Annotated in this window: 17 protein-coding genes; 8 read left to right on the forward strand and 9 right to left on the reverse strand. The window is 68.4% G+C overall.

All coding sequences use genetic code 11. From position 1 onward, the window contains the following. Positions 1 to 30: 30 nt before the first annotated feature. Positions 31 to 2187 (reverse strand): family 43 glycosylhydrolase, encoded by a 2157-nt coding sequence (locus F0U63_RS44695; protein WP_395840842.1) that lies wholly within the window; start codon positions 2185 to 2187, stop codon positions 31 to 33. Between the two features lie 254 nt (positions 2188 to 2441). Here F0U63_RS44695 and F0U63_RS44700 point away from each other — a divergent pair, with 254 nt between their 5' ends. Beyond that, positions 2442 to 4010 (forward strand): alpha/beta hydrolase, encoded by a 1569-nt coding sequence (locus F0U63_RS44700; RefSeq protein ID WP_395840844.1) that lies wholly within the window; start codon positions 2442 to 2444, stop codon positions 4008 to 4010. A 377-nt stretch (positions 4011 to 4387) separates the two neighbouring features. Here F0U63_RS44700 and F0U63_RS44705 read toward each other — a convergent pair whose 3' ends face one another. The 6 genes from F0U63_RS44705 to F0U63_RS44730 form a co-directional block, all read right to left on the reverse strand. After that, complete coding sequence (locus F0U63_RS44705; protein WP_395840846.1) at positions 4388 to 5359, reverse strand: hypothetical protein; 972 nt, start codon at positions 5357 to 5359, stop codon at positions 4388 to 4390. Positions 5360 to 5422: 63 nt separating this feature from the next. Then, complete coding sequence (locus tag F0U63_RS44710; RefSeq protein WP_395840848.1) at positions 5423 to 8155, reverse strand: hypothetical protein; 2733 nt, start codon at positions 8153 to 8155, stop codon at positions 5423 to 5425. Between the two features lie 338 nt (positions 8156 to 8493). After that, on the reverse strand, positions 8494 to 8628 hold the full coding sequence (locus F0U63_RS44715; RefSeq protein ID WP_395840851.1) for a hypothetical protein: 135 nt from the start codon (positions 8626 to 8628) through the stop codon (positions 8494 to 8496). A gap of 83 nt (positions 8629 to 8711) precedes the next feature. Further along, complete coding sequence (locus F0U63_RS44720) at positions 8712 to 10553, reverse strand: rhamnogalacturonan lyase (protein WP_395840853.1); 1842 nt, start codon at positions 10551 to 10553, stop codon at positions 8712 to 8714. A 124-nt stretch (positions 10554 to 10677) separates the two neighbouring features. Continuing rightward, a complete protein-coding gene (locus tag F0U63_RS44725; RefSeq protein WP_395840856.1) occupies positions 10678 to 11664 on the reverse strand; it encodes an arabinan endo-1,5-alpha-L-arabinosidase in 987 nt (328 codons plus the stop codon). Between the two features lie 309 nt (positions 11665 to 11973). Next, positions 11974 to 13602 carry a serine/threonine-protein kinase gene (locus F0U63_RS44730; protein WP_395840858.1) on the reverse strand — a complete coding sequence of 543 codons (1629 nt, stop codon included), beginning with the start codon at positions 13600 to 13602 and terminating at the stop codon, positions 11974 to 11976. A gap of 342 nt (positions 13603 to 13944) precedes the next feature. On the opposite strand from F0U63_RS44730, the gene F0U63_RS44735 reads away from it, so the two are divergent. The 4 genes from F0U63_RS44735 to F0U63_RS44750 are packed head-to-tail and all read left to right on the forward strand — an operon-like array spanning position 13945 to position 17762. Beyond that, positions 13945 to 14991, forward strand: a complete 1047-nt coding sequence (locus F0U63_RS44735; protein ID WP_395840861.1) for a sulfate ABC transporter substrate-binding protein — start codon at positions 13945 to 13947, stop codon at positions 14989 to 14991. Positions 14992 to 14999: 8 nt separating this feature from the next. Continuing rightward, entirely contained in the window at positions 15000 to 15839 is an 840-nt protein-coding gene (cysT, locus tag F0U63_RS44740; protein ID WP_395840863.1) for a sulfate ABC transporter permease subunit CysT, read from the forward strand. A 16-nt stretch (positions 15840 to 15855) separates the two neighbouring features. Next, positions 15856 to 16704 (forward strand): sulfate ABC transporter permease subunit CysW, encoded by an 849-nt coding sequence (cysW, locus tag F0U63_RS44745; RefSeq protein ID WP_395840865.1) that lies wholly within the window; start codon positions 15856 to 15858, stop codon positions 16702 to 16704. Further along, positions 16701 to 17762: a sulfate/molybdate ABC transporter ATP-binding protein gene (locus F0U63_RS44750; RefSeq protein WP_395840867.1), complete on the forward strand. Its 1062-nt coding sequence runs from the start codon at positions 16701 to 16703 to the stop codon at positions 17760 to 17762. Before cysW ends, F0U63_RS44750 begins: the two co-directional genes overlap by 4 nt. A 10-nt stretch (positions 17763 to 17772) precedes the next feature. On the opposite strand, the gene F0U63_RS44755 is transcribed toward F0U63_RS44750, so the two are convergent. Together F0U63_RS44755 and F0U63_RS44760 are read right to left on the reverse strand one after the other, a co-directional pair. Continuing rightward, positions 17773 to 18528 carry an SDR family oxidoreductase gene (locus F0U63_RS44755; RefSeq protein WP_395840869.1) on the reverse strand — a complete coding sequence of 252 codons (756 nt, stop codon included), beginning with the start codon at positions 18526 to 18528 and terminating at the stop codon, positions 17773 to 17775. A gap of 83 nt (positions 18529 to 18611) precedes the next feature. Then, positions 18612 to 19373: a class I SAM-dependent methyltransferase gene (locus F0U63_RS44760; protein ID WP_395840871.1), complete on the reverse strand. Its 762-nt coding sequence runs from the start codon at positions 19371 to 19373 to the stop codon at positions 18612 to 18614. 258 nt (positions 19374 to 19631) lie between these two features. Here F0U63_RS44760 and F0U63_RS44765 point away from each other — a divergent pair, with 258 nt between their 5' ends. The 3 genes from F0U63_RS44765 (at position 19632) to F0U63_RS44775 (ending at position 25256) form a co-directional block, all read left to right on the forward strand. Next, entirely contained in the window at positions 19632 to 20216 is a 585-nt protein-coding gene (locus tag F0U63_RS44765; RefSeq protein ID WP_395840873.1) for a MarR family winged helix-turn-helix transcriptional regulator, read from the forward strand. Between the two features lie 151 nt (positions 20217 to 20367). Further along, the gene (locus F0U63_RS44770) at positions 20368 to 23526 is read left to right on the forward strand and encodes a DUF4175 family protein (RefSeq protein WP_395840875.1); all 3159 of its coding nucleotides are present in this window, start codon (positions 20368 to 20370) and stop codon (positions 23524 to 23526) included. Beyond that, positions 23526 to 25256, forward strand: coding sequence for a peptidase MA family metallohydrolase (locus F0U63_RS44775; protein ID WP_395848524.1), 1731 nt, complete (start codon positions 23526 to 23528; stop codon positions 25254 to 25256). The genes F0U63_RS44770 and F0U63_RS44775 overlap by 1 nt, the downstream gene beginning before the upstream one ends. The last annotated feature ends 20 nt before the right edge of the window (positions 25257 to 25276 follow it).

The raw sequence follows: 25276 nt of genomic DNA on the forward strand, positions 1-25276 counted from the left end.
CTGCCTACCACCCCGGGTCACTGGCGACCATCACCTGTAGAGCTCGATGTAATCCAACTCCGTGAACTGGGCCCCCTTCGTGAAGCGGATCGTGTTGGTGCCCGCGTTGAGGTTCACGGTGGTGGTGGCCGCCGTCCAGACATCGACGCCGTTGTTGGCATAGCTCTGGCTGAAGGGAGCGCCGCCATTGACCGAGATGTTGTGGCTGCTGGCTCCCCAGCCATTGCTGTAGAGCGTGCGCAGGGTATAGGTGCCCGAGCTGGGGACATTGACCCGGAACTCCACGAAGCTGTCCGCGTAGTCGATGTAGCCGACCTTCTGCCCGTTCGACGCGCTGGCATGGGAGGCGATCGCGGCGTGGAAGATCGTCGCGTTCTCGGCCTCGTAGCGGGGCAGTTCGAGGTAGTCCAGCTCGGTGAAATTGCTGCCCTTCGCGAAGGTGAGCGTGTTGTTCCCCGCGTTCAGGGGCACCTGCAGCGTCAGCGAGCTCCAGACATCCACCCCGTTGTTGGCATAGTTCACGCCGAAGGGCGCTCCCCCGTTGACCGAGACATTGTGGCTGCTCGCCCCCCAACCATTGGCATAGCGCACGGTGACCGCGTGCGTGCCGGCCTTGGGGACGTTGACGGTGAAGCGCACCGCGCTGTCCGCGTAGTCGATGTACCCAGCCTTCTGCCCGTTCGACGCGCTCGCGATGCTGGCGACACGGGCATTCGTCAACTGCGCGTGCTCGGCCTCGTACCGGGTGGCATCGGTCGCGCTGGCACTGATGTCGACCCGATCGATCGTGAGGTAGTAGCCACCGGAGGCGCCATTCTTGGTCCCGGTGACGCGGAGCTTGAGCGTGTGCGGACCGGCGCCGAGCACCGGGCTGATGTACATGACCTGATGGCCCTGGCGCGGTGACTGGTAGAAGTCCACGAGCGTCTCCGCTCCCCCATCGATCGAGACCGCCCCGATGCCATGCGAGGGATCCTTCGCGCCATAAAGGACGATCCGCGTGCCGTTGAAGCGCACCTGCACGGAGGCGTTGGCGGTGTTGGAGTAGTGATCATCTCCCTGGTAGCAGCCGACCCCGCAGGAAGGCCCGTAGCTCCAACTCCCGGTGTACTCGAACTGCTGGAGGCCCGTGCCGGTGGCGTTGTCGTTCAGCGTGATGGGGCTGGGCCCGTTGTCACCCGAGGGCTTGGTCAGCGTGGCTCCGAGGGACACCGGGCTGCCGAAGTTCGGCGTCCCATCGGCATTCCAGGTGATGCGCTGCGCTCGGGTCGTGCGGCCGTTGTACGTGAACTCGGTGGTGGTCTTCGCGTGATAGATGATCCAGTCCTCGGTCCCATCGGGCGACTTGAAGAACCCATGGTGCCCGGGCCCGAAGGCCCCGTTGGCATCGTCGCGCTGGAACACCGGGTTGGCCGTCTGTGACCAGGAGGCGGGGTTCATCACGTTGCTGCTCTCGTTGGCGGTGAGCATGCCAAGCCTGTAGTCCGGCTTGCCCGTGTCGCAAGCGGAGTAGGTCAGGAAGATCCGGCCGTTGCGCTGGAGCACCACCGGGCCTTCACGCACCTCGGTGCACCCAAAGCCCGACGCGGGGATGTTGACCCGGGCGCCGCTGATGGTCCACGGGTTGCTCATCGGCGCGATGTAGAGCAGGTGCCCCGGGTGTCCGGCCCAGAGGAAGTACAGCGAGCCGTCGCTCTTGCGCAGGACGCTGCCGTCGATGGCGTAGTACTGGTTGTTGGGATCGGTCGCGATCCGGCCCTTGTCCGTGTAGGGGCCCAGCGGATCCGTGCCGCTGCTCTCCAAGACGTACATGCGGTGGTTGACGTCGGTCCCGTCGTCCTTGGTGTAGTAGAGGTACCAGCGCGGGCCGTTCGGGCCGTTGAGCAGGTGGAACTCGGCTGCCCAGACGTTGCAGCAGCCGGTCCACACGGTCGTCGGCGTGGCCGTCAGCAGGCCCGAGATCGACGCCGCCTTCCAGATCTTGATCGAACTCCCCTGGGTGGTGGCCAGGTAGTAGGAGCCGTTGTGGTACTGCATCCACGGGTCCGCGCTGGTGTTCAGCGGGTTGACGAACGTCCCCGATGCGTGGGCACGCGGCGCGATGAGCACGAAGAGGCCGCACACCATCACGCGCAGCAGCGCAGCGGCCTTCCATGGGGTGGCTTGGGGGCACGGGGAGATCAGCACGAGAATCCTCCTGGAGGGGCGCCCATCGAAGAGCAAGGCCAGGTCTCGCGTCAATAAAAACAAGAAATACGAGACATAATCGAAATACTGGAAGAAGTGCGTGGCGCTGGCGAGGCATTTCGTCAAGGGATTCAAAATTTTCAGTAATTCCCGTAATCACGCCAGACCGAGGACTGGCGCACGGGGCCACACCTCCAGGGGAAGGCCCGCGGCTGCACGCGACACGCCGTGCCCAACCAAACCCAAGAGGAAGCATGCGTTTCTCGAGAAGTGGGCTGACGCGTTGGCTGGTGCGGGTGGGAAGTGGGTTGCTGCTCGCGGGTTGCGGCCAGGCGGACGAGGCCGAGCCATCCCCCGCAGCGGACAGCACTGGCATGGCCCTGGTGAAGAAACACGCGCCAGCGGGCTTCGAGCCAACGCCGTGCTGGTTCTCGTTGGCACCTGACCAGGTGGAAGACGAGACGGTGCGGTGCGGCTACGTCGCTGTCCCGGAGCGCCACGCCCAGCCGGAGGGCAAGTGGATCCGCCTCGCGGTGGCCCTCTTCGGAAACCCCGAGGAGGTGAAGGCGAAGGATCCGGTGGTGCTCCTGGAGGGAGGCCCGGGAGTTCGCGCCGCCTACCTCGCGAGCACCCTGACACGGCAGCGCGTGGAGGCCCTCGCCCCGGACCGGCAGCTCATCGTGTTCGACCAGCGCGGCGTCGGGGCGTCCCAGCCGGCGCTGGAGTGCTGGGAGGTCGGTATGCCGTATCCGGACCCGCTGCGCCGGTGCAGTGCGCGCCTGGAGGGCCAGGGCATTGACATCACGGCCTACAACACCCAGGAGAGCGCCGGGGACGTGGAGGCGCTCCGGGTCGCGCTGGGGTTCCAGCACATCAACCTCCGAGGCTCCGCCTACGGCTCGCGGCTGGCGATGGAGGTGCTCCGCCGGGCGCCACAGCGCGTGCGAAGCGCCATCGTCGACTCGGTGCTGCCGCCGCGGGACAACCTCTACCTCCAGGCGGTGCCGGGCTTCGACCGCTCCCTACGCAAGGTGTTCGAGGCCTGCGCCGCGGACGCGGCCTGCAACGCCCGCTATCCCGCGTTGGAGCCCCTCTTCTCCTCGGTGGTGCGGTCCCTCGACGCGCGGCCCCTCCCGGTGGTCTTCCAGACCCAGGAGGGCCGGAGTGGCCGCATGCAGGTGAACGGAGCCATCTTCGTCCAGTTCCTGCACAGCTTCCTCCAGGACCCGGCGCTTCTGGAGACGCTCCCCGCCATGCTCCACGCACTGAAGGAGGAGCGGACCACGCTGCTCGGCAACGCCATCGGCGTCTCGCCGGTGCTGACGTCGTTCATGCGTCTCAGCTACGGCATGCACCTCTCCACGCTGTGCCGCGAAGAGGTGTCCGCCACCACCCCCGAGGCGGTGACGGCGGGAGCGGCCGGGACGCTGCCGGAACTCCGGGGCTTCTTCCTGCCCACGCAGCTCGACATGTTCAACACCTGCGCCCAGTGGCCCGCGGGCACCGCGGAGGCTTCCTGGTACGAGCCGGTGGTGTCCAAGGTGCCCACGCTGCTGCTCTCGGGAGAGTTCGACCCCGCCACCCCACCGGGACTGGCGAGCGCCGCGGTGCAGCCCCTCAAGCATGGCCACCACGTGGTCATCGCGGGCGGCTCTCACGCGGTGCTCTCCACGCATCCCTGCGCGGCGGACATCTCCCGGGCGTTCCTGCGCAAGCCCGCGGTTCGGCCTGATACCTCCTGCGCGGCCGAGGGCCGCATCAGGTTCCTCGTCGAGCCCCCAGCCACCACCACCTCCCAGGCGGATGGGAACGAGGCCCGGTAGACGTCGGCGTCCCCCCGAGAGGGTGTCCCCGAGAGGGTGTCAAAGAACTCGAGCGACGCGCTCTGGCACAACCCGCGGCGGGAAGGAGAAAGGCGGAAAGGGCGCTGAGAAATCCCCTCGTCCCCAGCGAGCCGCCGCCTCTCGGAACGTTGCACCCGTGGGCCAACTCCAAGTCCTCCGTTCTCGCGCGAGTCCTTCGTTTCGAGTCCTTTGACACCGTCTCGGGGACACCGTCTCAGGGTCTCGGGCGCGAGTCCCTCGTTTCGAGTCCTTTGACACCGTCTTGGGCCCTCCTCGAGGAACATCCGCTCGTAGGTGGGATTGCCCACGTGCTCGGGGCGCAGCACCTTGAAGCGCCCGCGGCCACCAGAGCGGACTCAGCCCGTCAGCCGGTAGTGCACGAGGACGACTCTGCCCCCTGTCTCGTCGACATAGGAAAACCCCACATCGCCCCCCTTCCCGAGCACCAGCTTGGGATCCCTGCTGTAGCGCTGCTCGCCGAACTTCTCCTCGAAGACGAGGCGCCTTTCCTGCAAGTCGTAGATGGAGAACGACACGCCTCCCTTCCCGCGAGTCGCCTGGTTCTGCGCCAGGATGAGGTAGCGGCGACTCTCGCTCAGCAGCATCTCCTCAACACGCCAGTAACTCCCTCCCCAGGTCGTCGCAACCCCCAGCAGCAGTTCCTTCTGTCCCCGCCGGGGCTCCAGCAGATAGAGGCCCCCCTCGCTCCGCACGAGGGTGACATCCGCCTCGAAGAGCACGAATGCACCGCGCTCGGAGAGGTAGAGGGCGCTCTGAGAGAACTCGTAGTCCGGGACGGGCCGGCGCTCCAGGTCCACCGGGTGGGTCGGTGCGAGCACCAGGGTCTCGCCCGTCCACGGCGACACGACCGTCAGGTTGCTCAGAACGATTCCCTCGCGACTGGCCCCGAGGATGGCCTCGTCGAAGGTGTACTTGCCCGACTCGAGTCCCAGGCGCCGCTTCCAGGCGAGCTGGCCCTGCGCATCGAAGCCAACGAGGAAGGACTCATTCCCTCCGAGCCCCGCGGTCCCGGCTCGCGCGCAACGCACCTCATCCACCCGCGGCTCGAGCAGACGGGTGAGCCGCTGGTGCCCGGCACCCTCCTGGGTGCAGATGTCGGCTCCAGGCGCAGCCACCGGCGAGCCATCCCAGCCCAGGCGCCCCCCGGCCTCCCAGCGGGGCCGGTCGATTCTCAACCCCCCACCGCCCAGGGGCTGCGACTGCTCTCCCACCTTGATGACCTGCATGCCCGTCCGCGTCCGCATACAGCCGGCGACCAGTAGGACCACCGTGATGGCGAGACAACAGGTGCTCAGTACGTTGCGCATGTCTGGCTTCTCGGAAAACGAAGGCAGGGGCCAGCAAAGTGCCAGCCCCTGCCTGCTCAATCGCTACGGGTTGCCGCTCGATCTGTACAACGGACCATCATCCACCGCCGCCTTCCCCTGGCTATGGGGGACGGCGACCTGGACGCTCCCGGTGCAGCTACCACCCTTGCCGTCGCTCGCGGTGAACTGGACGGTGTAGACACGTCCGTTCCCATTGCCACTGCGCTCCGCCCGCAGCCGGGCCACTGACGTACCAAGACCCTCGCCGTCCGGTGTGGTGTTGCCGCTGCCCTGCCCGATCACCGGCTCATCCTGGGTGATGCCAGAGATGGACACGCTCACGGCGTCACCATCCGCATCCACGATACCGAGGATCCCCACGTCGACGAGCTGGTGGTTGGGAGGCCAGAGCGAGGTGAGGGTCGGCACCGCCTGCGTACAGACGGGCGGCTGGTTCGGATTGCCGACCACCACCGACACCGTCGCGCTATTGCGGACCTGAGGGGCGCTCACGTCCTGCGCGAAGAAGGTGACGGCGGTGCGCTGGCCCTGCGTGGCTCCCGAGGGAATGTGCACGGACACCGCCAGCCGGACCGAGGCGCCCGCGGCCACGGGGACCAGCGTCGGAGCGGAGATGGGCCAGCCGAGCGAGGAGGTGGCATTCAACCGGAAGGTCGCATCCACCGTCGCGTGGTTCTGGAGCACCACCTCGACATTCGCTGTCGAGCCCGGAAGGGCGAAGCTCGTCTCGGGGCTGGCGCGCACGGCGAGCGTCTGCGGGACGACGGGCGTGGGCACCTGGCGCACGAACTCGTGGCCATCCGGCGTCATGCCTGTCACCTCGAAGACGAAGAGCTCGCCAGGAATCACCAGCGGGCTGCGGAACCACCGCAGCTCGTCCACACGGGAGGGCACGAGATCCTGCACCAGGCTGCCATCGAGGCGCCGAAGCGAGAGGGCGAGCGAGCGCGGCACATAGGTGAGACGCACGTCAGCGAGGACGTTGGAACCCACCACCGGCTGGCCCTCGATGGGAAGCGTCTCCACCTCCGGCCGCTGCTGGTCATCCGCCGGCACCTGCAGGCGCAGACCATTGACGCGGAAGGACGTGCCGCCGAAGACGCGCAGGACGAAGGTGCCCTCCCCTTCCAGCCGGATGCTCCAGCGGCCCGTGGCGGGAGTGGTGACGGCGTAGCTCTTCACCGAGGTCAGCACCCGGTATGCGACGTCCGGGTCCGTGGACGCCACCGTCGCCCCGTTTGGCCGCCGCAGGGTAAAGGTGGGGAGCGCCCCCGCGCGCGAAGCCGTCACCATGAACGTGACCTTGCGGCGCAACGTGTCATCCACCGGCATCTCGAGCACAGAGGGGACACCGGCGCGCAGCTGCACCTTGCGGCTGAAGAGGATGGCGCTGTCGGGCTCGCTCAGCTCCAGCAAGGTCGGGACGACATCGTCCACCTCCAGCCGGGACACATTGAAGAGCACGCCTCCCGTCTGCTCGGTCACGGCCCGCAGCTGGGTACGAGCCGAGCCGGAGACCAGGGGATCGGCCGCGGCGGAGGCCACCTGCGCGACCGGGACGGGCGCCTCCGTGGGCTCGTTCACGGAGCACGGCTCCGCGGCGGTCAGACCCGCGAACTCCTCGGCCGTGCAGTCTCCGGTGAGAATCGCATCAATGCTGACCCCGCGTGCCGCGGCCTCGTTCACCACCTGGGGTCCGAGATAGGCATCACCCGCCGAGGCATCGGTCGCGAGCACAACGCGCCCCCCCTTGTGCATCATGTCCGTGCTGACGTACGGGAAGTTCAACAGGGCCGCCATCAGCGCCGAGTTGGAGGCCTCCGGGCAGTCATCTCCACCCGAGGCATACAGGGCATTCACCCGGGAGCGCAGCAGCTCGGCATCGCATGTGAGGCCGGAATCACTGACGGAGTCCTTGAACGTTACCAGGCCCAGCTGCGGCATCTCCTCGCCAGCGAGGACCTGCTCCACGAGCGCGCCGACCGCCGACTTCACACCGGCGAGGTCGGTGCCCATGCTGCCGGTCGTGTCGATGGCGAAGTAGAGCATGCGCTGCTTGCGTTTGAGCAGCTTGATGAGCTGCGACGCCTTGGGCTCGCCGAAACGAGCGCGGAGGTCCTGCTCGATGAGTTGCAGGTAGTCGAGCGTGGCGGACCCCGCGGCATTCAGGGCCGCGCCGTGCCGGGCCCCGTTGGGAACACTCGGAGAATCCTTGTTGAGCTCCCGATGGCAGCACATGCCCGCGGGGATGCCGCGGCACTGGTTGCCCGAGGCGATGCCCCCCAGGCTGAAGTACCCCGTCACCAGCCCTCCAGGAGCGAAGTCCGGGAGCGAGCAGGTCGCCGTCCCGTTGATCATCCCCAGCAGATCGTTGATCGCATGCCCGTTGTCGATGGAATTGGAGTGCGAGTAGACGTCCTGAACGGTGTGGAGCGCCTCGCCCAGTGCGTCGAGCGCGTCGCGCCGTTCGCACGCATTCAGCGCATCACCGATGTCCCTCCGCTTCTGGCGCAGCCGCTGCGACGCCGGCCCGAGCATGTTGCCGTCGGCATGGGCATCCTCACTAGAGGCCTCGAAGACATCCGTATAGTAGTTCGAGTCTCCGACCTCATCCGAGGAGTCCTCGTCGAACCCCTGGCCCCTCAACAACCGCTCGGTGAGATCCTCGTGGAAGCCTACCTTGAATGCCAGGGCGCCTCCGCCCAGGCCGATGGTCACCAGGAGAACCGCGAGGCTTCCGCCACGCCTCCATCTCAGCCACTTCTCGAAATACATTGTCCCCCCCTGTCTGGATGACCAGGGTAACCTACACCATCACCCTACGAAGTCTTGGCTCAATCAAACCCATACGTTTTTTTACTAACGGAAGTGGCAAGATTCACTCCATATGTATGAATCATCCACATCGTGGTAGCGCTCGGAGCAAGCGTCATTGAACCACTGGAACACTCAGAAGCAGCCGCTCCGGTCCACCAGCCTGCCTACCTTCTTGGACAGGTTGGCTCTCAGGTACCGCATGAAGGAGGCGAGCGCGGCTCCCCTCACAAGGCCGAGCGCGTACGCGAACAAGAGGCCAGCAAGGGCTGTGCAGGAGAGGAACGCGGCCGAAGGCGCTACCGGGCCCAGCATTGCCGGACCAGCAGCGCCGACACGCGTGCGCAGACCTCCTCGCGAATCCGCCGGACCTGCTCCACGGGCTTGCCCTTGGGGGCCTCCAGCGGCCAGTCGTCACGCTGGAGGCCCGGCACATGGGGCAGGCCTCACCGCCCCCCAGGGTGATGAGCCAGTGGGCTCCCTGGGCCAGCTCATCCGTGAGGGAGTCCTTCCGGCGTCAGTTGTCGCCGATGAAGTAGCTGAGGTGCGGCGGCTGATTGTAGCTGGTGTTCTGCCAGGCGACGCCGAGCCGGTACACCGGATCGTGCATCAGCGTGACGTAGCGGTAGTTGGACGAATAGGGAGAGGAATAGATGCGCAGTGCCGTGCTGTCGGTGGTCCGAACGATCAGCTCCTCACGCCAGTCACCGAGGATGTCGGCGCTGAGCACCGGGTTGGCCTTGGTGCCGTTGTTGGACGCGGTGCCCGAGGGCGAGAGCAACGTCGAGAGCGTCTGCGCCGTGTAGTTCCACTTGCTGATGGTGATGCCGTCGAGCAGTTCGCGCTGCTTGTCTCCATCCCACCAGATGGCGAAGTTCATCGGCCCGGGGCGCGTGCCGATGTTCTGGCCGGTGGAGCTGTAGAGCGTGCCCGAGTTGGACGCCCACGCCTCGGCGCCGGGGTAGCGCGGATCGATGTCGGCCGAGATGCCGCGGCCGACGTCGCTGGAGGCGGAACTCGTCCAGATGCGCTGGCCGGTGCGCGCGTCGAGCATCGCGGCGCCGATGCCGCCGTTGCTGCCCGGGCTCTCATGGACACCGAACCGTTCGAGGCCAGGGCGCGACGGGATGAGATCAGAGACGTGCATCGCGTCGCCATGGCCGAGGCCACTGCTCCACAGCCGCGTGCCGTTGTCGTCCACGGCCATGGCGCCGTACAGGATTTCATCGCGGCCGTCGCCATCGACGTCGGCGATGCTGAGCTGATGGTTGCCCTGGCCGGTAGAGCTCGAATCGCCGAGCGCCCGGCTGTCGAACAGCCAGCGCTGGGTGAGCGAGCCGTTGCGGAAGTCCCAGGCGGTTACGGTGGTGCGGGTGTAGTACCCGCGCGCCATGATGATGCTGGGACGGCTGCCATCGAGATAGGCGGTGGCGGCGAGGAAGCGGTCGACGCGGTTGCCGTAGTTGTCGCCCCAGATGCTGTTGAGCTGGCTCGGCGAAGGGTTCTGCGTGTCGGGGTGGCGTGGCACGACGTAGTTGACGGTGGACAGCGCGCGGCCGGTGGTGCCTTCGAACACGGTGAGGAATTCGGGGCCGGCGAGGATGTAACCCCCGCTGTTGCGATGGTCCGCGCTCGCGTTGCCGATGACGCGGCCCTGGCCGTCGACGGTGCCGTCGGCGGTCTTCATCACGACCTCGGCGCGGCCGTTGCCGTCATAGTCGAACACCTGGAACTGCGTGTAGTGCGCGCCCGCGCGGATGTTGCGGCCGAGGTCGATCCGCCACAGCCGGGTGCCGTTCAATTGATAGGCGTCGATGTAGACATTGCCGGTATAGCCCGATTGGCTGTTGTCCTTGGCGTTGGTCGGGTCCCACTTCAGCACGAGCTCGTACTGGCCATCGCCATTGAGGTCGCCGACGCTCGCGTCGCTCGCCACATAGGTGTAGGCGACGCCGTCGGGCGTGGTGCCGCCGGCGGGCTTCTGCAGTGGGATGTTGAGATAGCCGCCAGACCAGATCGCGGCCGCGGGGGAGGCCTCCTGCTCGCTGCCGTTCACGACCGCGCGAACGGTGTAGGTGGAGCTCGTCGTGCCCCGCGTGTCACGCATGTTGGTGCGGTCGGTGAGCGGCTCCGTCGTGAGCCGGGTGCCATCGCGGTAGACGTGGAAGCCGACGCCGGCCGGGTCCGTGGCCAGCAGGCGCCAGGAGACCAGGGTGCCGCCGCTCGATGCGGGCACGGCCACGACGCCGCGTCCAAGCGTCTCGCGCTGGTACTGGGCAGTGGCGGGAGTGGCAATACCCACGATCGTGGCGCCTGCCAGCAGGCAAGCGGCGCGGCCAAACAGGAGATGTCTGAGCATGATTAGGGGTCCATTTCAGGAACACGTTCCAGGACTTCGTTCTGCTCACCGGGCTGGAACTGTCGCGGCACAATGGCGGCCCAGGTGCCTCCGCCGGGGGAGAAACCTCTCGTGATGCATGCCCTCAATAGACGAAGGGCCATCCCTGGGAGTCGTAACCGATGAGGTTGATCCCCAGAGTGGGCGCACCGCTGTCCGTGTAGTAGTGATACACCAGCACGTCCGCGTCATTGTCCGTCAGCACCGCCTGATGCCCAGGGCCGTGGATCGAGCCGTGCCCGGCCAGGATCTCGGTTCCCCCGCCGGCGGTCATCGCCGTGCCATTGCGGTCCACGAACGGCCCGGTCACGCTCGTCGAGCGGCCGACCATGATCCGGTAGGTGCTCGACGCGCCCTGGCAGCACCGATCGAACGACACCCACAGGTAGTAGTACGACCCGCGCTGGGTGAGGAAGGGCGCCTCGATCGCTCCTCCGCCGCGCCCGGCGATGGAACGGATCGTGTTGTCCGAGCGCTTGCCGGTGGAGGGGTCGAGCGCGATCATCTTGATCCCCGACCAGAACGAGCCGAACGTCAGCCACCAGCGGCCCTGCGGATCGACGTAAAGGTTGGGATCGATGGCGTTGTAGTTATTGGCCGACGAGGACTCGATCACCAACCCCTGATGGGTCCACGAACCGGAGGCGCCGGTCGTGCTGGTGGCCAGGAAGATCGCCGAGCGGTTCGAGCCGAACGTCGAGGCCGAGTAGTAGAGGTAGTAACGGCCGTTCCGGTAGGAGATGTCCGGCGCCCAGAGGTCGCGGCCGCCGCCGGTGTATTCGGTGGTCCAGGCCGCGCCGTTCGGGAAGACCGCGCCCGCGTTGCGGAAGGCCGTGCGGTCGACCGACGTCTTGAGCTGCAAATTGGGTCCCGTGGCCACGGCCAGGTACGTCCCCGCCAGGGTCTTGACCACGGAGGGATCGTGGATGCCGATGTCGCCGGTGACGCGTCCGGGATTCGGGTACGCGGCCAGCGGGTCCGCGAGGGGGGCCCCGGTCGCGGCCATCGTCTGGGAGGCGGTGGTGAGGACCGCCAGAACCGCTAGAGCAGCAAACCTGTCTTTCCTGGTCATTCCCGCATTGTTAGCGCTCACATGGCGACCAAGCAATGTAGGTAATGGCCGCCCTTGGCTCACATGGCGGCAAGGAAATGTAAGCAATGGCCGCGCTTGGCTCCCCGGAGGCGGTGCGCTTTCGATGACGGTGGTAGCTGTCTGCTTGGACAGTTGTATGCCATTGAAGCGGGCCTGCCCGACCCGCGTGCGCTGGAGGCGAGCCGCGGGGGAGCGGGCTTCAACACCACGCGGCCTGGGAGGCCACACGCTCCCTGGGTGCCACGGGAGGCGTCATGTCTTTTGGACGCTCCAGGGACCGAGCGCGCCTCAGCGCCGGTTCACATGGGGCGCGGGCAGTGCGTCGGCCGCCTCGGTCAGGGCCAGGTCAGGGGTGAGTTGCAGGGGCTGCACGGGCGTGGCGGGCTGAGTGGTGGCCTCGCGCAGGGCCTCGAGCAACTGCCGCTGGCCATGGACATACGGGGCCTCGGCGCCCGGAAGCGCCAGGAACTGCCGCCCCAGCACCTCCGCCGAGCGTGTGCGGTGCTCCAGGTCCCTGCGCAAGAGGCCGGCGATGATGGCATCCAGGGCGGGCGAGATGCCCGGCACCAGGTGCGAGGGCGGGGGCACGTCCTGCTGGGTGGAGGCGATCATCAGCTCGGCGTCCGTCTCTCCGTGGAGGGCGGGCTGACCGGTGAGGGCCTCGTACAGGGTGAGGCCCAGGGCGAAGAGGTCCGCGCGGCCATCCAACTCCAGGCCGTGGGCCTGCTCGGGCGCCATGTAGCCCGCCTTGCCGCGCACCGTCTGGGCACGGGTGAGGGCGAGCTGCTTGGCCGCGCGCGCGACGCCGAAGTCCGACAGCTTCACCTCGCCGATGCGCGACAGGAGGATGTTGGGGGGATTGAGGTCGCGGTGCACGAGCCCGAGCGGCTCGCCACGGCGGCCCGTGCGCCCGTGCATGTACGCGAGCGCCAGGGCCATCTCCGCGCCGATGTAGGCCACCGCCGCCGGGGTCAGCCGCCGCACGCGCTGCAGGAGCGTGCTCAGCGGCAGACCATCCACGTACTCCAGGGCGAGGAAGACCGTGCCCTGGTGCCGGCCCAGGTCGAGCACCTGGACGATGTTGGGGTGGTTGAGCAGCGAGCCCAGCTCCGCCTCGCGCCGGAACAGGGCGAGGAACTCCTCGTTGTCCGCGTACGCGGGCAGCACGCGCTTGATGGCCACCTGCTTCTCGAAGCCGCCCTCGGGGCTGTAGGTGGCGCGGAACACCTCGGCCATGCCGCCCACGCCCAGCCGCTCGTGGAGGAAGTACTTGCCCATCACGTCCTTCTCCCGGATGGCGCGCAGCGCATCCCCGGCCTTGTTCATGATGAGCGTGCCGAGCGTCGCCGTGAGCGGGCCATAGGAGAAGAGGAACACGCAGCGCAGGAACACCATGGGCAGCTCCAGGGTGTCCGGGGCGTCGTGGGGCAGCCGGGGCCAGGCCACCAGCAGGTAGAGCAGCAGGTACTCCAGCGCCGCGAGCGCCGCGGCGAAGTACGCCAGATACCGGTTGGTGCGCAGCGCGCACACGACGATGAGCGTGCCCCAGGCATACGCCGGCGGCGTGGTGAGCGCGTACACGGCCCCGTTGAAGTACACGTCGGCGAGGAACACCACGGCCGGAATGGACACCGTGAGGGCGCTGTCCACCCACTGCATCGCCGGATGGAAGCCGCCCTGCTGCAAGGCACGCAGCATGAGCGTGTAATAGATGCTCAACGCGCCCGTCAGCGCCGCGAGGCACAACGACAACTTCCAGCCGATCGGCCCGGAGAGCAGCAACGCCGCCACGCAGCTGAACGACACCATGCCGCGCATGAACCGGGCGATGGACACCTCCCGGGGGACGACGTCCTGGGCCAGGTACTCCTGCAGCAACTGGGATGAGCGCGCGGCGCGCGGTGCGGCGGCTTGCATGCTGCCCACTCTAGCCGACCCGCCCGGAACGACCCGGAGTCGCCTGCCCGCGCGGCGAGAGACCTGCTCGGCCACCCCTTCCGCTATAACGGAGAGTCGTCTTGACAAACGGACATGTGCCGGGCACGTTAGGACCATCAATGCCCACTCCGAGCCGCCAGGAAGTCTGCTGTTGCTGTCGGTCCCGGCGGTGGGCGCTCGTCCGCCGTCAGCGTGGAGGCTGACGGAGGCGAGCAAGGAAGAGCCCACGCCCGCGAGGGACGGTGGGCCTTCGACTTTCATGGCTCTTGTCGGGCCTCGAATGCACCCGGGAACTCGCGGTCACCCGACCGAGGCCACCACATGAAGACTCATCACCCGCCCCTCACCGCGCCCCTGCTCACCGTGCTGCTGGCCGCCCTGTCCGTCTGGACGGGCTGCTCGAAGCCCGGCGCCGCGTCCACCGACGCCCCCACCCTGCTCAACGTCTCGTACGATCCCACGCGCGAGCTCTACACGGACATCAACGCCGCCTTCGCCAGACAGTGGGAGACGAAGACGGGGACGAAGCCCACCATCAAGCAGTCCCATGGCGGCTCGGGCAAGCAGGCGCGCGCCGTCATCGACGGGCTGGACGCGGACGTCGTGACGCTCGCGCTCGCGTACGACATCGACATGCTGCACGACAAGGCGCAGCTCCTGCCGGCCGACTGGCAGTCGCGCCTGCCCGAGCACAGCGCGCCGTACACGTCGACCATCGTCTTCGTGGTGCGCAAGGGCAACCCCCAGGGCATCCATGACTGGGAGGACCTGGTGCGCCCAGGCGTGTCCGTCATCACCCCCAATCCCAAGACGTCCGGGGGCGCGCGCTGGAACTACCTCGCCGCCTGGGGCCATGCGCTGCGCAAGTCCGGTGGGGACGAGGCCCAGGCGCGCCAGTACATCACCGCCCTGTTCAAGAACGTGCCCGTGCTGGACTCGGGCGCGCGCGGCGCCACCACCACCTTCGCCGAGCGCGGACTCGGGGACGTGTTGATCGCCTGGGAGAACGAGGCCTACCTGCTCACCCAGGAGGTGGGCCCCGAGCGCTTCGAGATCATCACCCCCACGGACAGCATCCTCGCCGAGCCGCCCGTGGCCATCGTGGACAAGAACGTGGACCGCAAGGGCACGCGCGCCCTGGCCGAGGCCTACCTGCGCTTCCTCTACACCGAGGAGGGACAGGAGCTCGCCGCGAAGCACCACTACCGGCCGCGCTCGGCCCAGGCCGCCCAGAAGGCCGGCAAGAGCCTCGCCCCGGTGAAGCTCTTCACGCTCGAGGAAGTGGCGGGCGGCTGGAAGCAGGCACAGAAGCAGCACTTCGAGGACGGCGGCTCGTTCGATCAACTCTACGTGCCCCAGGCGAAGTGAGCGCGCCCATGCAAGCCTCCGCGCGCCGCCGCGTCCTGCCGGGCTTCGGGCTGACGTTGGGCCTGAGCTGGTTCTACCTGGGCCTCATCGTCCTCATTCCGCTGTCGGCCCTCTTCCTCAAGACGTTCAGCCTGACGTGGGAGCAGTTCTGGGCCACCGTGGCCTCGCCCCGCGTGCTCGCCGCCTACCGGCTGAGCTTCGGCGCGGCCTTCTTCGCCGCGCTCGTCAACACCGTCTTCGGACTGCTCGTGGCGTGGGTGCTCGTGCGCTACCGCTTCCCGGGCCGCGCGTTCGTGGACGCGCTGGTGGACCTGCCCTTCGCCCTGCCCACCGCCGTGGCCGGGCTCACGCTCACCACGCTCTACTCGCACAACGGCTGGTACGGGCGCTACCTCGAGGCCTGGGGCATCAAGGTGGCCTTCACCCCGCTGGGCGTGGGCGTGGCGCTCACCTTCATCGGCCTGCCCTTCGTGGTGCGCACCGTGCAGCCCGTGCTCGAGGAGCTCGACGCGGACGTGGAGGAGGCCGCCGCCACGCTGGGCGCCTCGCCGTGGAGGACGTTCACGCACGTGCTGCTGCCGGCCGTCTTCCCCGCGCTGCTCAGCGGCTTCACGCTCGCCTTCGCCCGGGCCATCGGCGAGTACGGCTCGGTCGTCTTCATCTCCGGCAACATGCCCTTGAAGACGGAAATCGCGCCGCTACTCATCATCACCCGGCTGGAGCAGTACGACTATGCGGGCGCCACGGCCATCGCCGGGGTCATGCTCCTCGTGTCGTTCGCGCTCCTGCTGGCCGTCAACCTGCTCCAGCGCTGGAGCCATCGCCGGCTCGAGGCCCGGCACGAGTAGGAGGAGAGCCGCGCCCATGCACCCGGCCACCGTCATCCCCCAGCGCGCCCGGCGCACCGTCGCGGCGCCCGCGCTGATGCGCTGGCTGCTCATCGGCGGGGCGCTCGCCTTCCTGGGCGTCTTCCTCGTCGTGCCGCTGGTGGCCGTGTTCACCTACGCCCTGCAGAAGGGCGTGGGCGCGTACCTGGCGGCCCTGAGCGATCCCGAGACGGTGTCCGCCATCCGCCTCACGCTGCTGGCCGCCGCCATCGCCGTGCCGCTCAACCTGGTGTTCGGGCTGGCCGCCGCGTGGCTCATCGCCCACTTCCGCTTCCGGGGGCGGGACGTGCTGCTCACGCTCATCGACCTGCCCTTCAGCGTGTCGCCCGTCATCGCGGGACTCATCTTCGTGCTGCTCTTCGGCCGGCAGGGCTGGTTCGGCCCGTGGCTGGCCGAGCGGGGCCTCCAGGTCATCTTCGCGGTGCCCGGCATCGTGCTGGCCACGGTGTTCGTCACCTTCCCCTTCGTGGTGCGCGAGGTGCTGCCCGTCATGCAGGCGCAGGGGCAGGACGAGGAGGAGGCGGCGCTGTCCTTGGGGGCCAATGGCTGGCATACCTTCTGGCACGTGACGCTGCCCAAGGTGAAGTGGGGCGTGCTCTACGGCGTGCTCTTGTGCAACGCGCGCGCGATGGGCGAATTCGGCGCGGTGTCGGTCGTCTCCGGACACGTGCGCGGGGTGACCAACACCCTGCCGCTGCACGCGGAGATCCTCTACAACGAATACAACCTCGCGGGAGCGTTCTCCGTGGCCTCGCTGCTCACGGTGCTCGCGCTGATCACCCTGGCCATCAAGAAGTACGTCGAGTGGAGGGCCGAGTCCCCATGAGTGTCATCGTCGAGCACCTGACCCGGCAGTTCACGCAAGGCGGGACGCCCGCCGTGTCGGACGTGTCCTTCCAGGCGCCCTCGGGCGCCATCACCACGCTGCTGGGCCCCTCGGGGGCGGGCAAGAGCACGCTGCTGCGGATCATCGCGGGGCTGGAGCTGCCGGATGCGGGGCGCGTGCTCATCGAGGGCGTGGACTGCACGAACATGCCCGTGCAGCAGCGCGGCATCGGGGTCGTCTTCCAGAGCTACGCGCTCTTCAAGCACATGACGGTGCGCAAGAACCTGGCCTTCGGGCTGGAGACGCGCCGGCTGCCGAGCGCCGAGGTGGAGGCGCGCGTGGAGGAGATGCTCAAGCTCGTGCAGTTGGAGGAGCTGGGCGAGCGCTACCCCGGGCAACTCTCGGGAGGCCAGCGCCAGCGCGTGGCGTTCGCACGGGCGCTCGCCATCCGGCCCAAGCTGCTGCTCCTGGACGAGCCCTTCGGCGCGCTGGACAGCCGCGTGCGCGTGGAGCTGCGCGAGTGGCTCCAGTCCCTGCACGAGCGCACGGGCGTCACCACGCTGCTCGTCACGCATGACCAGGAGGAGGCGCTGGAGATCTCCCAGCACGTGGTGGTGCTGAGCGAGGGGCGGGTGGCGCAGGAGGGGCCGCCGGAGGAAATCTATGATCGCCCCGCCACGCCCTTCGTGGCCTCCTTCGTGGGAGGCACGAGCGTGCTGCGCGGCCAGGTGCAGTCGGGCCGGGCGCGGGTGGGCTCGCTGGTGGTGGAGGCGCCCCAGAGCGCACGCGAGGGCGAGACGGTACAGGCCTTCGTCCGCCCGCATGACATCACGCTCGTCAAACCGGCGCAGGGCGTGGGAGAGCCCGCGACGACCCTGGTGAAGCGGCTCAAGCCCGTGGGCGGCTACGTGAAGGTGCTGCTCAAGCTGCCCACCGGGGAGAGCATGGCCGTCGAGGTGCCGCGCGCCGAGTTCGACAAGCTGGGTGTCGTCGAGGGAGACCTCGTGCATGCCGACGTGCGCATGGCCAAGGTGTTCGTCGGCGACTACGTCATCTGAGCCGGGGGGCCTAGATGATTCCGCCGTTGGCGCGCAGGGTCTGACCGTTGATCCACGCCCCGTCGGGGCCGGCGAGGAAGGACACGGCCCGCGCGATGTCCTCGGGCTGGCCGAGCCGCTCGAGCGGAGCGGCCTTGGCGAGCCGGTCGACAACCTCCTGAGGCTTGCCCTTGAGGAAGAGGTCGGTCGCGGTCGGTCCCGGAGCGATGGCGTTCACGGTGATGGCGCGGCCCCGGAGTTCCTTGGCGAGCACGCTCGTCAGGGCCTCCACCGCGGCCTTCGTCGCGGCATAGACGCCATAGGTCGGCTGGAGCAGACCCACCACGCTGGAGGAGAAGTTGATGATCCGGCCGCCCTCGCGGATGCGGGCAGCGCCCTCGCGCAGGGTGTTGAACGTGCCCTTGACGTTGACGTTCATCAGACGCTCGAACGTGGCGTCATCGGTCTCGCCGATGCGGGCGAGCGACATGATGCCGGCGTTGTTGACGAGCACGTCGAGGCCACCGAACTCCGCCTCCGTGGCCTCGAACATGCGGCGCACCGCCTGCGCATCACTGACATCGGCCTTCACGGCGACCGCACGCCCTCCCGTGCTCTGGATGGCGCGCACCAGCGCCTCGGCAGGGGCGGCATCGCTCGAGTAGTTGACCACCACGGAGAAGCCATCCCGGGCCAACCGCTCCGCGATCGCCGCGCCGATGCCTCGGGATGCACCCGTGACGATCGCCACCTTGTCCTTCGTTCCGCCCTGCTTTGTCTCGCTCATGGTCTTTCTCCCTCGCCGGCCGTCGTCGGCATGGGAGATGTATCCGTCCGCGGACACGCGGAGACAATGAGCCGGGATGGGCATCACTGTTCAGGTTTCGCCAACAATGCCCCAGGCCGGTACTCGTGGATCCACACGAACTCGAAGCCCCAGGTGAAGAGCAGCCGGTGGCGCGAGCGGAGCACGAAGTCCTCGGCCTCGATGGGATGCGCCACCGTGAGGAAGCGCGTGCCCGGCGCGCAGGTGCGGAAGCGCTCGACGAGCTTCGCCTTCGTCTCCGGGGTGAGCGCCAGCCAGTTGGTGAAGACGTGCGTGGCGCCGCTCAGGTCCGCCCGGGCCGCGTCTCCCTGCTCGAGCGTGATGCCCGCGGGCACGAGCCACTTCGCCACGCTCTCCACGTGGCTGGCGATGAGCTCCACGCCCACCGCCTCCGCCCCCAGCCAGCGCGCCGCGATGAGCACCCGCCCCCGCCCCGCCCCCAGGTCCACCAGCCGGCTGCCCGGACCCAGCCCCGCCCGCCGGAACGCCCACAGCGCCGTCATCAGCGGCGTCTCGCCGTAGATGAGCTCCCGGAAGCGCTGCCCCGTGCTCTGCAGCGCCCGCACCACCTCGAACGTGCGCCGGGCCCGGTAGGGGGAGCGCAGGCGCTCGGCGAGCCAGATGCCCAGGTAGGGCCGCAGCAGCCGGGGACGCCCGAGCACCAGCACCAGGTCCGTGAGCCGCGCCAGGATGCCGACGAGCAGCGCCCAGAGCAGGACGACGAGCTTCTGGAAGAAGGGTAGCTCGAACCCGTCCAGGTCCTCCTGGTCGCGCTTCCGGGCTTCCGAATCGAGGGATGGCGTCATACCGAGGAGCCCTTCTCCCACATGGGCGGTGTGCCCCGAGGGGTGCCGGGTGACCGGCAGAATCCTCCAAAAGTGAAGTCGTGGGGAACTCAACGAACTCTCGTTTCGTCCCTCGGAGGGCACCCCAGCCGAGGACGAACCAGGAAGATCCTGGGAACGCCAAGGTATTGATTTTTCAGAACAGGTAGGACTTGGATGCGTGACTCCGTGCAGCGCCGGGCCAGGCGATCACCGGTAGAATTCAGGGACACTGTAGAAATGAAGCCAATCGACGAAGTGGCTGAGTCGCCCACTGCGGGCAGGGACAACAAAGCCCCTCTGGGCGAGGTCCTGGAGTTCATGCGGCTGCTGTGGGCGGTCGACCACGGGTTGCAGTCCACCTCCAAGCGCATGGAGTCCACGCTGGGCCTGACGGGTCCGCAGCGGCTGGTGCTCCGGCTGGTGGGGCGCTTCCCAGGCATCACCGCGGGCCGGCTCGCGCAGATCATGCACGTGCACCCCAGCACGCTCACTGGCGTGCTCAAGCGCATGGAGAAGCGCGGCCTGCTCGAGCGCAAGTCGGATCCGCTCGATGGACGCAAGGCGCTCTTCGCCCTCACGGAAGCGGGCCGTGCCATGGATGTGCCCGCCACGGGGACCGTGGAGGCCGCCGTGGAGCGCGTCCTCTCGCGCTTGTCGCGCGCCCGGCTCCAGAGCGCCCAGGAGGCCCTGACGGCGCTCGCCGAGGAGTTGGGCGGAGCGGAGGCACCCGGCGAGTACGCCCAGGGCACCTCCCTGTCCAGGGAAGAAACAGCCGTGGCGTCGGCCGCCGAGGACCCGGCCAGCCCCACGCCCCAGCGCTGAACGCCCGCCCCAAGCTTCCAACGCCGGACACGGGTGGCGAAAGCCCGCCCGCCCAGGGCGCATGACAGCGCACCACGCGCTCGAGCCTGCTACAGATCGGAAATAGGCGACCCTGTCGGGGGTTGCCACACGACCGAGCGGACGAGACAGCGTGAACATCGAACCCCCGCAGCCCCCAGGTCCCGAACTTCCTCCCCCACCGCCTCCGCCCCCGGCGCCTCCCGCGGTGCGCTCGCTCGGGCCGCGCCCCTCGGGCGTCGTGGAGTTGCTGGCCGCCGTGCGCGCGCGCCAACGCCGTCAGCTCTGGCTCCAGGGCGCGCTGCTCGGAGTCGCGCTGTGCCTCGGGCTGTGGGTGGCCGGAGGCTTCCTCGCCCTGCTCACGCCCACCGGAGGCCGCTGGGTGATGATGCTCGCGCCCGTGGCGGGCGCGCTGCTCGCCGTGGGCTTCGGCGTCGGACTCTCCCTGCGCACCGTGGGCGATGACTTCCGGACCGCGCGCCTCATCGGCGAGCGCCAGCCCGCCCTGTCGCTGGACGTGCTCGCCGCGGTGGAGCTGGCCCGGGAGCAGGACCGCCAGCCAGGCCACTCCCCCATCCTCGCCGACGCCTTCCTGCGCCAGATGGACGCGCGCGTGCGGCAGGTGGACGTGGGACAGGTGGTGGATGGCTCGCGGGTGAAGCAGGCGGGGCTCGTGCTCGGTGGGACGGTGCTCGTGCTCGCGTGCGTGCTCCTGCTCGCCGGTACGCACTGGCGATTGGGGTGGAACAAGGCGCTCGAGTCGCTCAACCCCATCGCCCAGGCCGAGACGCGCGAGCCCATCACCGGCGACATTGAAATCACCTACCGCTACCCGGCGTATACGGGGCTCACCCCCCGCACCGTGCCGGGCACCAACGGCGAGGTGAGCGCTCCGGCGGGCACCGAGGTGCAGCTCAAGACGCGCTCGGACCGGGAAGTGCAACGCGCGGAGCTGGTCGTCAACGGCGAGACGCTCCCGCTCACCGTCACGGACAAGCGCGAGCTGGTGGGCTCCTTCGTGGCGAAGAAGGCGGGCAGCTACCGCTTCGTCTTCTATGACACCGGCCGCTCTCCCCTGGCCACCGGGCCGGACATCCCGCTCAACGTGGAGGCGGATGCCCCGCCCCAGGTGCAGCTGCTCACGCCCGCGGCGGAGCTCGAGATCGATCCCGGCCAGCAGGTGGTGCTCAAGTACGAGGCCAGCGACGACTATGGCCTCAACGGCCTCGCGCTCGTCTTCCGCGTGCCGGGCTCCAAGGAGGAGTCGCGCATCCCCCTGCCCCGCCAGGATGGCCGCCGCGACAAGGGCACCTACAACTGGAACCTCGGCACGCTGAAGGTGCAGCCGGGAGATCGCATCTCCTACTTCATCGAGGCGAAGGACAACGACGCGGTGGAGGGCCCCAAGCGGGGCGTGAGCCGCACCCAGGTGCTGCGCGTCTACAGCGCCGCCGAGCACCTGCGCGCCGCGCTGCAGAAGGTCGAGGCACTCTGGGACCGGATGGTGGACCACCTGGCCGACCGGCTCGAGGGCCCCGAGCGGGAGAAGGTGCGGGATGCGAAGAAGGTGCTCGCCGCGCAGGCGGTGGACACCAACGGCCAGACGCTGGTGGCGGACCTGAGCACGCTCGCCCAGGAGCTGCGCCGCGAGCGCGACACCCCGGCCGAGCTCGTCACCGCGCTCACCAACATCGCCAGCACGCTGGGCCAGCGCGTGCGCGCCACCTCGGACTTCCGCCGCGTCTACCAGCGCACCCAGCAGCGCCAGGCTGGAGGTGGAGGAGACTTCGGCATCGGCGAGCGCCTGGGCGCGCTCGTCAACGAGGAGATCGTCGAGCTGGAAAAGGACGTGCTCTACCTGGAGTCGCTCCTGGACCGGCAGAAGCTCGAGGCGCTGCAGGAGCTGGCCAAGCAGCTCGCCAACGAGCGCCGGGAGCTGGCCAACCTCATCGAGGAGTACAAGTCCAAGCCCGACGAGCAGACGCGCGAGCAGGTGATGCAGCAGATCCAGCAGATGCGCGCGCGCATCGAGGAGCTGATGCAGCGCATGGCCGAGCTGCGCCGGGGCATCCGCGACGAGCACCTCAACGCCGAGGCCCTTCAGGACATGATGAAGGACCAGGACATGCAGAGCGCGCTGGATGACGTGGAGCGCCTCATGCGCGAGGGCAAGACGGACGAGGCGCTCGCCAAGCTCCAGGAGCTGTCCATGCAGATGGACGAGATGCTCAACGGCCTCAACGACGCGCAAGAGGAGTTCGGCGGCGAGCAGTTCCCCGAGCTCACGCAGAAGTTCGGCCAGTTCATGAGCGATCTGGAGAAGACGGCCAAGGAGCAGCAGCGCGTGGCCGACGCCACCCAGGCCATCCGGGATCAGGCCAAGAAGCAGAACCAGGACCGGCTCGCCGAGCGCGGCAAGGCGATGAAGGAAGAGCTGCAGCGGCAGATCGAGCAGGTGCAGAAGGACTACCAGGAGCTGCGGCCGGATCAGCTCAGCAGCCGCGCCTCCTTCCCGTTGGAGCAGGCCCAGTCGGAGCTGGAGAACGCGAAGAACGCGCTCAAGGTGGACGACTACGACCTGGCGGCGGAGTCCACCCAGCGCGCCGCCGAGGCCGCCCAGCAGCTCGCCCACTACGGCGAGCAGCAGCGCTCGCTGGACGAGATGTACGGCAACCCGCCCGCGGTGCGCCGCCAGTCGGAGCAGCTCGCCGAGCAGTTGGAGCAGGACGCGCGCACCATGGAGGAGGTCAATCGCAAGCTCCAGTCGCTCTTCCCGCCCCCCGGCTCACAGCTCAGCCCCCAGGAGAAGCAGCAATTGCAGCAGCTCGCCCAGGAGCAACAGTCGCTGGAGCAGCAGTCCAAGGGCCTGCGCCAGCAGATGGAGGAGATGGAACAGATGGCGCCCCTGTTCGGCCAGGAGGCCGGCGAGCAGATGGAGGAGATTGGCCGGCGCATGGGCGAGGCCGCGCAGCGCATGCAGGGCAAGGACGCCAACCGGGGTCACGGCGAGCAGCAGGCGGCGCTCGAGGGGCTGCGCCAGTTCCAGAAGCAGATGAAGGAGAGCCAGCAGCGCAAGGGCAAGGGACGCGGGCTGCCGCTGCCCATGGGCATGGGCTCGGGCCGCGGACAGGGCAACGGCCAGGATCCGCGCGACAAGGTGGAGATCCCCGACGAGGAGGCCTACCAGGCGCCGCGCGAGTTCCGGAAGGACCTGCTCGACGCCATGAAGGAAGGCACGCCGGAGAAGTACCGGGATCAGGTGAAGCGCTACTACGAGGAGCTGGTGAAGTGATGACGCGTGCCGCGAGCACATCCCTGTTGCTGCTGGCGCTGGTGCTGAGCACCCCCCTGGGTGCACGCGCCGAGGACTCGAAGAACGAGGCCAAGGAGCGGCTGGGCAAGGTGGAGTCGGCGCTGGACAACTGGGACGTGCCCACCGCGCGCCGCGAGCTGACGGCGCTCGAGGGCCTCGTCCCGGAGGACATCGAACCGCTCAAGTACTTCCAGGGCCGCGTCGCCTTCGAGGAAGGCAACTACCCGGAGGCGGTGGAGCTCTTGCAGAAGGCCCGCATCGAGGACAAGCCGGGCAGCTACCTGCGGCTGGCCAAGGACACGCGCGACATCGTCAAGGGCCACCGCCACGTGGAGAGCGAGCACTTCATCTTCTACTACCCTCCGGGCAAGGACGAGGTGCTGGCGCCCTACGCGCTGGAGACGCTCGAGTCCATCCACCGCGCGCTCGCCGAGGACCTGGGCCACCGCCCTCCGGGCAAGGTGCGCGTGGAGGTGGTGAACAACGCCCGCGAGCTGTCCAAGGTGAGCACCCTCACCTACCAGCAGATTCAAACGACGGGCACCATCGCCATCTGCAAGTTCAACAAGCTCATGGTGACGAGCCCCAAGGCCGTGGCGCGCGGCTACGACTGGCAGGACACGCTCGCGCACGAGTACATCCACCTGGTGGTCAGCCAGATGAGCCACAACACCGTGCCCATCTGGCTGCACGAGGGCCTGGCCAAGTTCCTCGAGTCGCGCTGGCGCGGCAAGCCGGGGCTCGCCATGACGCCCTCCACGCTCGCGCTGCTCGGGCGGCGGGTGAAGGAGGACAAGCTCATCCCCTTCGAGAAGATGCACCCGTCCATCGCCATGCTGCCCACGGCCGAGGACGCCGCCACCGCCTTCGCCGAGGTCTATTTCGCCATGGACTACGTCTACAAGACCCAGGGCAACCGGGGCCTGCGCGACATCATCCTCGGCCTGCGCGATGGCAAGCAGGACCGCAAGGCGGTGGAGGGCGCCACGGCCATGTCCTTCGCCCAGTTCGAGAAGAACTGGCTCGCGCACATCAAGCAGCAACCCTTCCCCCAGGAGCTGCTGCCGCCCGAGGAAGTCGTCCTCAAGGAGAACGCCAAGGAGCCGGACGACAAGAAGAAGGGACGGGAGATCTCCTTCGGCGACTTCGCGGAGGTGACGGAGATACCGGCGCGCAAGTCCGCGCACCTGGGCGAGCTCATGCGCGAGCGCAACCGCATCAAGGCCGCCGCCGAGGAGTACTCGCGCGCGCACAAGCTCGTGGGCGACAAGTACGAGTCCGTGTCCAACAAGTACGCGCTCGCGCTCTTGGAGCTGCGGCGGCTGGACGAGGCGGAGCAGGTCCTGCGTGGCTCGCTGCGCGTGCACCCGGGCTCCCCGACCACCAACGTGCACCTGGGCCGCATCTTCCTGCACCGCGCGGACTACCAGAAGGCCCGCCAGTCCTACCTGGATGCCCTCTCCTCGGACCCGTTCGATCCGGAGATCCACATCGCGCTCACCCGCATCCACGGAGAACTCGGCGAGACGGCGCTCGCCAGCCGCGCCCGCTCCGCCAGCGCGGTCCTCACCGGGATGACCCCGGACGAGGTCAGCGCCAGCGCCCGGGCCTTCCTGCGCGACGACTCGGAGCTCGTGAACGCCGGCAACGTCGGTGTGGAGACTCCCGAGGGCAAGGCACCCGCCACTCCTCCGGACGCTGGCCGCTGACGTCCCGGCGTCAGCCGCAC

Origin of the sequence: Cystobacter fuscus, assembly GCF_044360685.1 — a bacterium.
Taxonomy (GTDB): domain Bacteria; phylum Myxococcota; class Myxococcia; order Myxococcales; family Myxococcaceae; genus Cystobacter; species Cystobacter fuscus_C.

Excerpts from the sequence above, each read along its gene's own strand:
- F0U63_RS44700 (WP_395840844.1), top strand. The coding sequence starts at position 2,442 with ATGCGTTTCTCGAGAAGTGGGCTGACGCGTTGGCTGGTGCGGGTGGGA.
- F0U63_RS44705 (WP_395840846.1), bottom strand. The coding sequence starts at position 5,359 with ATGCGCAACGTACTGAGCACCTGTTGTCTCGCCATCACGGTGGTCCTA.
- F0U63_RS44710 (WP_395840848.1), bottom strand. The coding sequence starts at position 8,155 with ATGTATTTCGAGAAGTGGCTGAGATGGAGGCGTGGCGGAAGCCTCGCG.
- F0U63_RS44720 (WP_395840853.1), bottom strand. The coding sequence starts at position 10,553 with ATGCTCAGACATCTCCTGTTTGGCCGCGCCGCTTGCCTGCTGGCAGGC.
- F0U63_RS44725 (WP_395840856.1), bottom strand. The coding sequence starts at position 11,664 with ATGACCAGGAAAGACAGGTTTGCTGCTCTAGCGGTTCTGGCGGTCCTC.
- F0U63_RS44730 (WP_395840858.1), bottom strand. The coding sequence starts at position 13,602 with ATGCAAGCCGCCGCACCGCGCGCCGCGCGCTCATCCCAGTTGCTGCAG.
- F0U63_RS44735 (WP_395840861.1), top strand. The coding sequence starts at position 13,945 with ATGAAGACTCATCACCCGCCCCTCACCGCGCCCCTGCTCACCGTGCTG.
- cysT (WP_395840863.1), top strand. The coding sequence starts at position 15,000 with ATGCAAGCCTCCGCGCGCCGCCGCGTCCTGCCGGGCTTCGGGCTGACG.
- cysW (WP_395840865.1), top strand. The coding sequence starts at position 15,856 with ATGCACCCGGCCACCGTCATCCCCCAGCGCGCCCGGCGCACCGTCGCG.
- F0U63_RS44750 (WP_395840867.1), top strand. The coding sequence starts at position 16,701 with ATGAGTGTCATCGTCGAGCACCTGACCCGGCAGTTCACGCAAGGCGGG.
- F0U63_RS44755 (WP_395840869.1), bottom strand. The coding sequence starts at position 18,528 with ATGAGCGAGACAAAGCAGGGCGGAACGAAGGACAAGGTGGCGATCGTC.
- F0U63_RS44760 (WP_395840871.1), bottom strand. The coding sequence starts at position 19,373 with ATGACGCCATCCCTCGATTCGGAAGCCCGGAAGCGCGACCAGGAGGAC.
- F0U63_RS44765 (WP_395840873.1), top strand. The coding sequence starts at position 19,632 with ATGAAGCCAATCGACGAAGTGGCTGAGTCGCCCACTGCGGGCAGGGAC.
- F0U63_RS44775 (WP_395848524.1), top strand. The coding sequence starts at position 23,526 with ATGACGCGTGCCGCGAGCACATCCCTGTTGCTGCTGGCGCTGGTGCTG.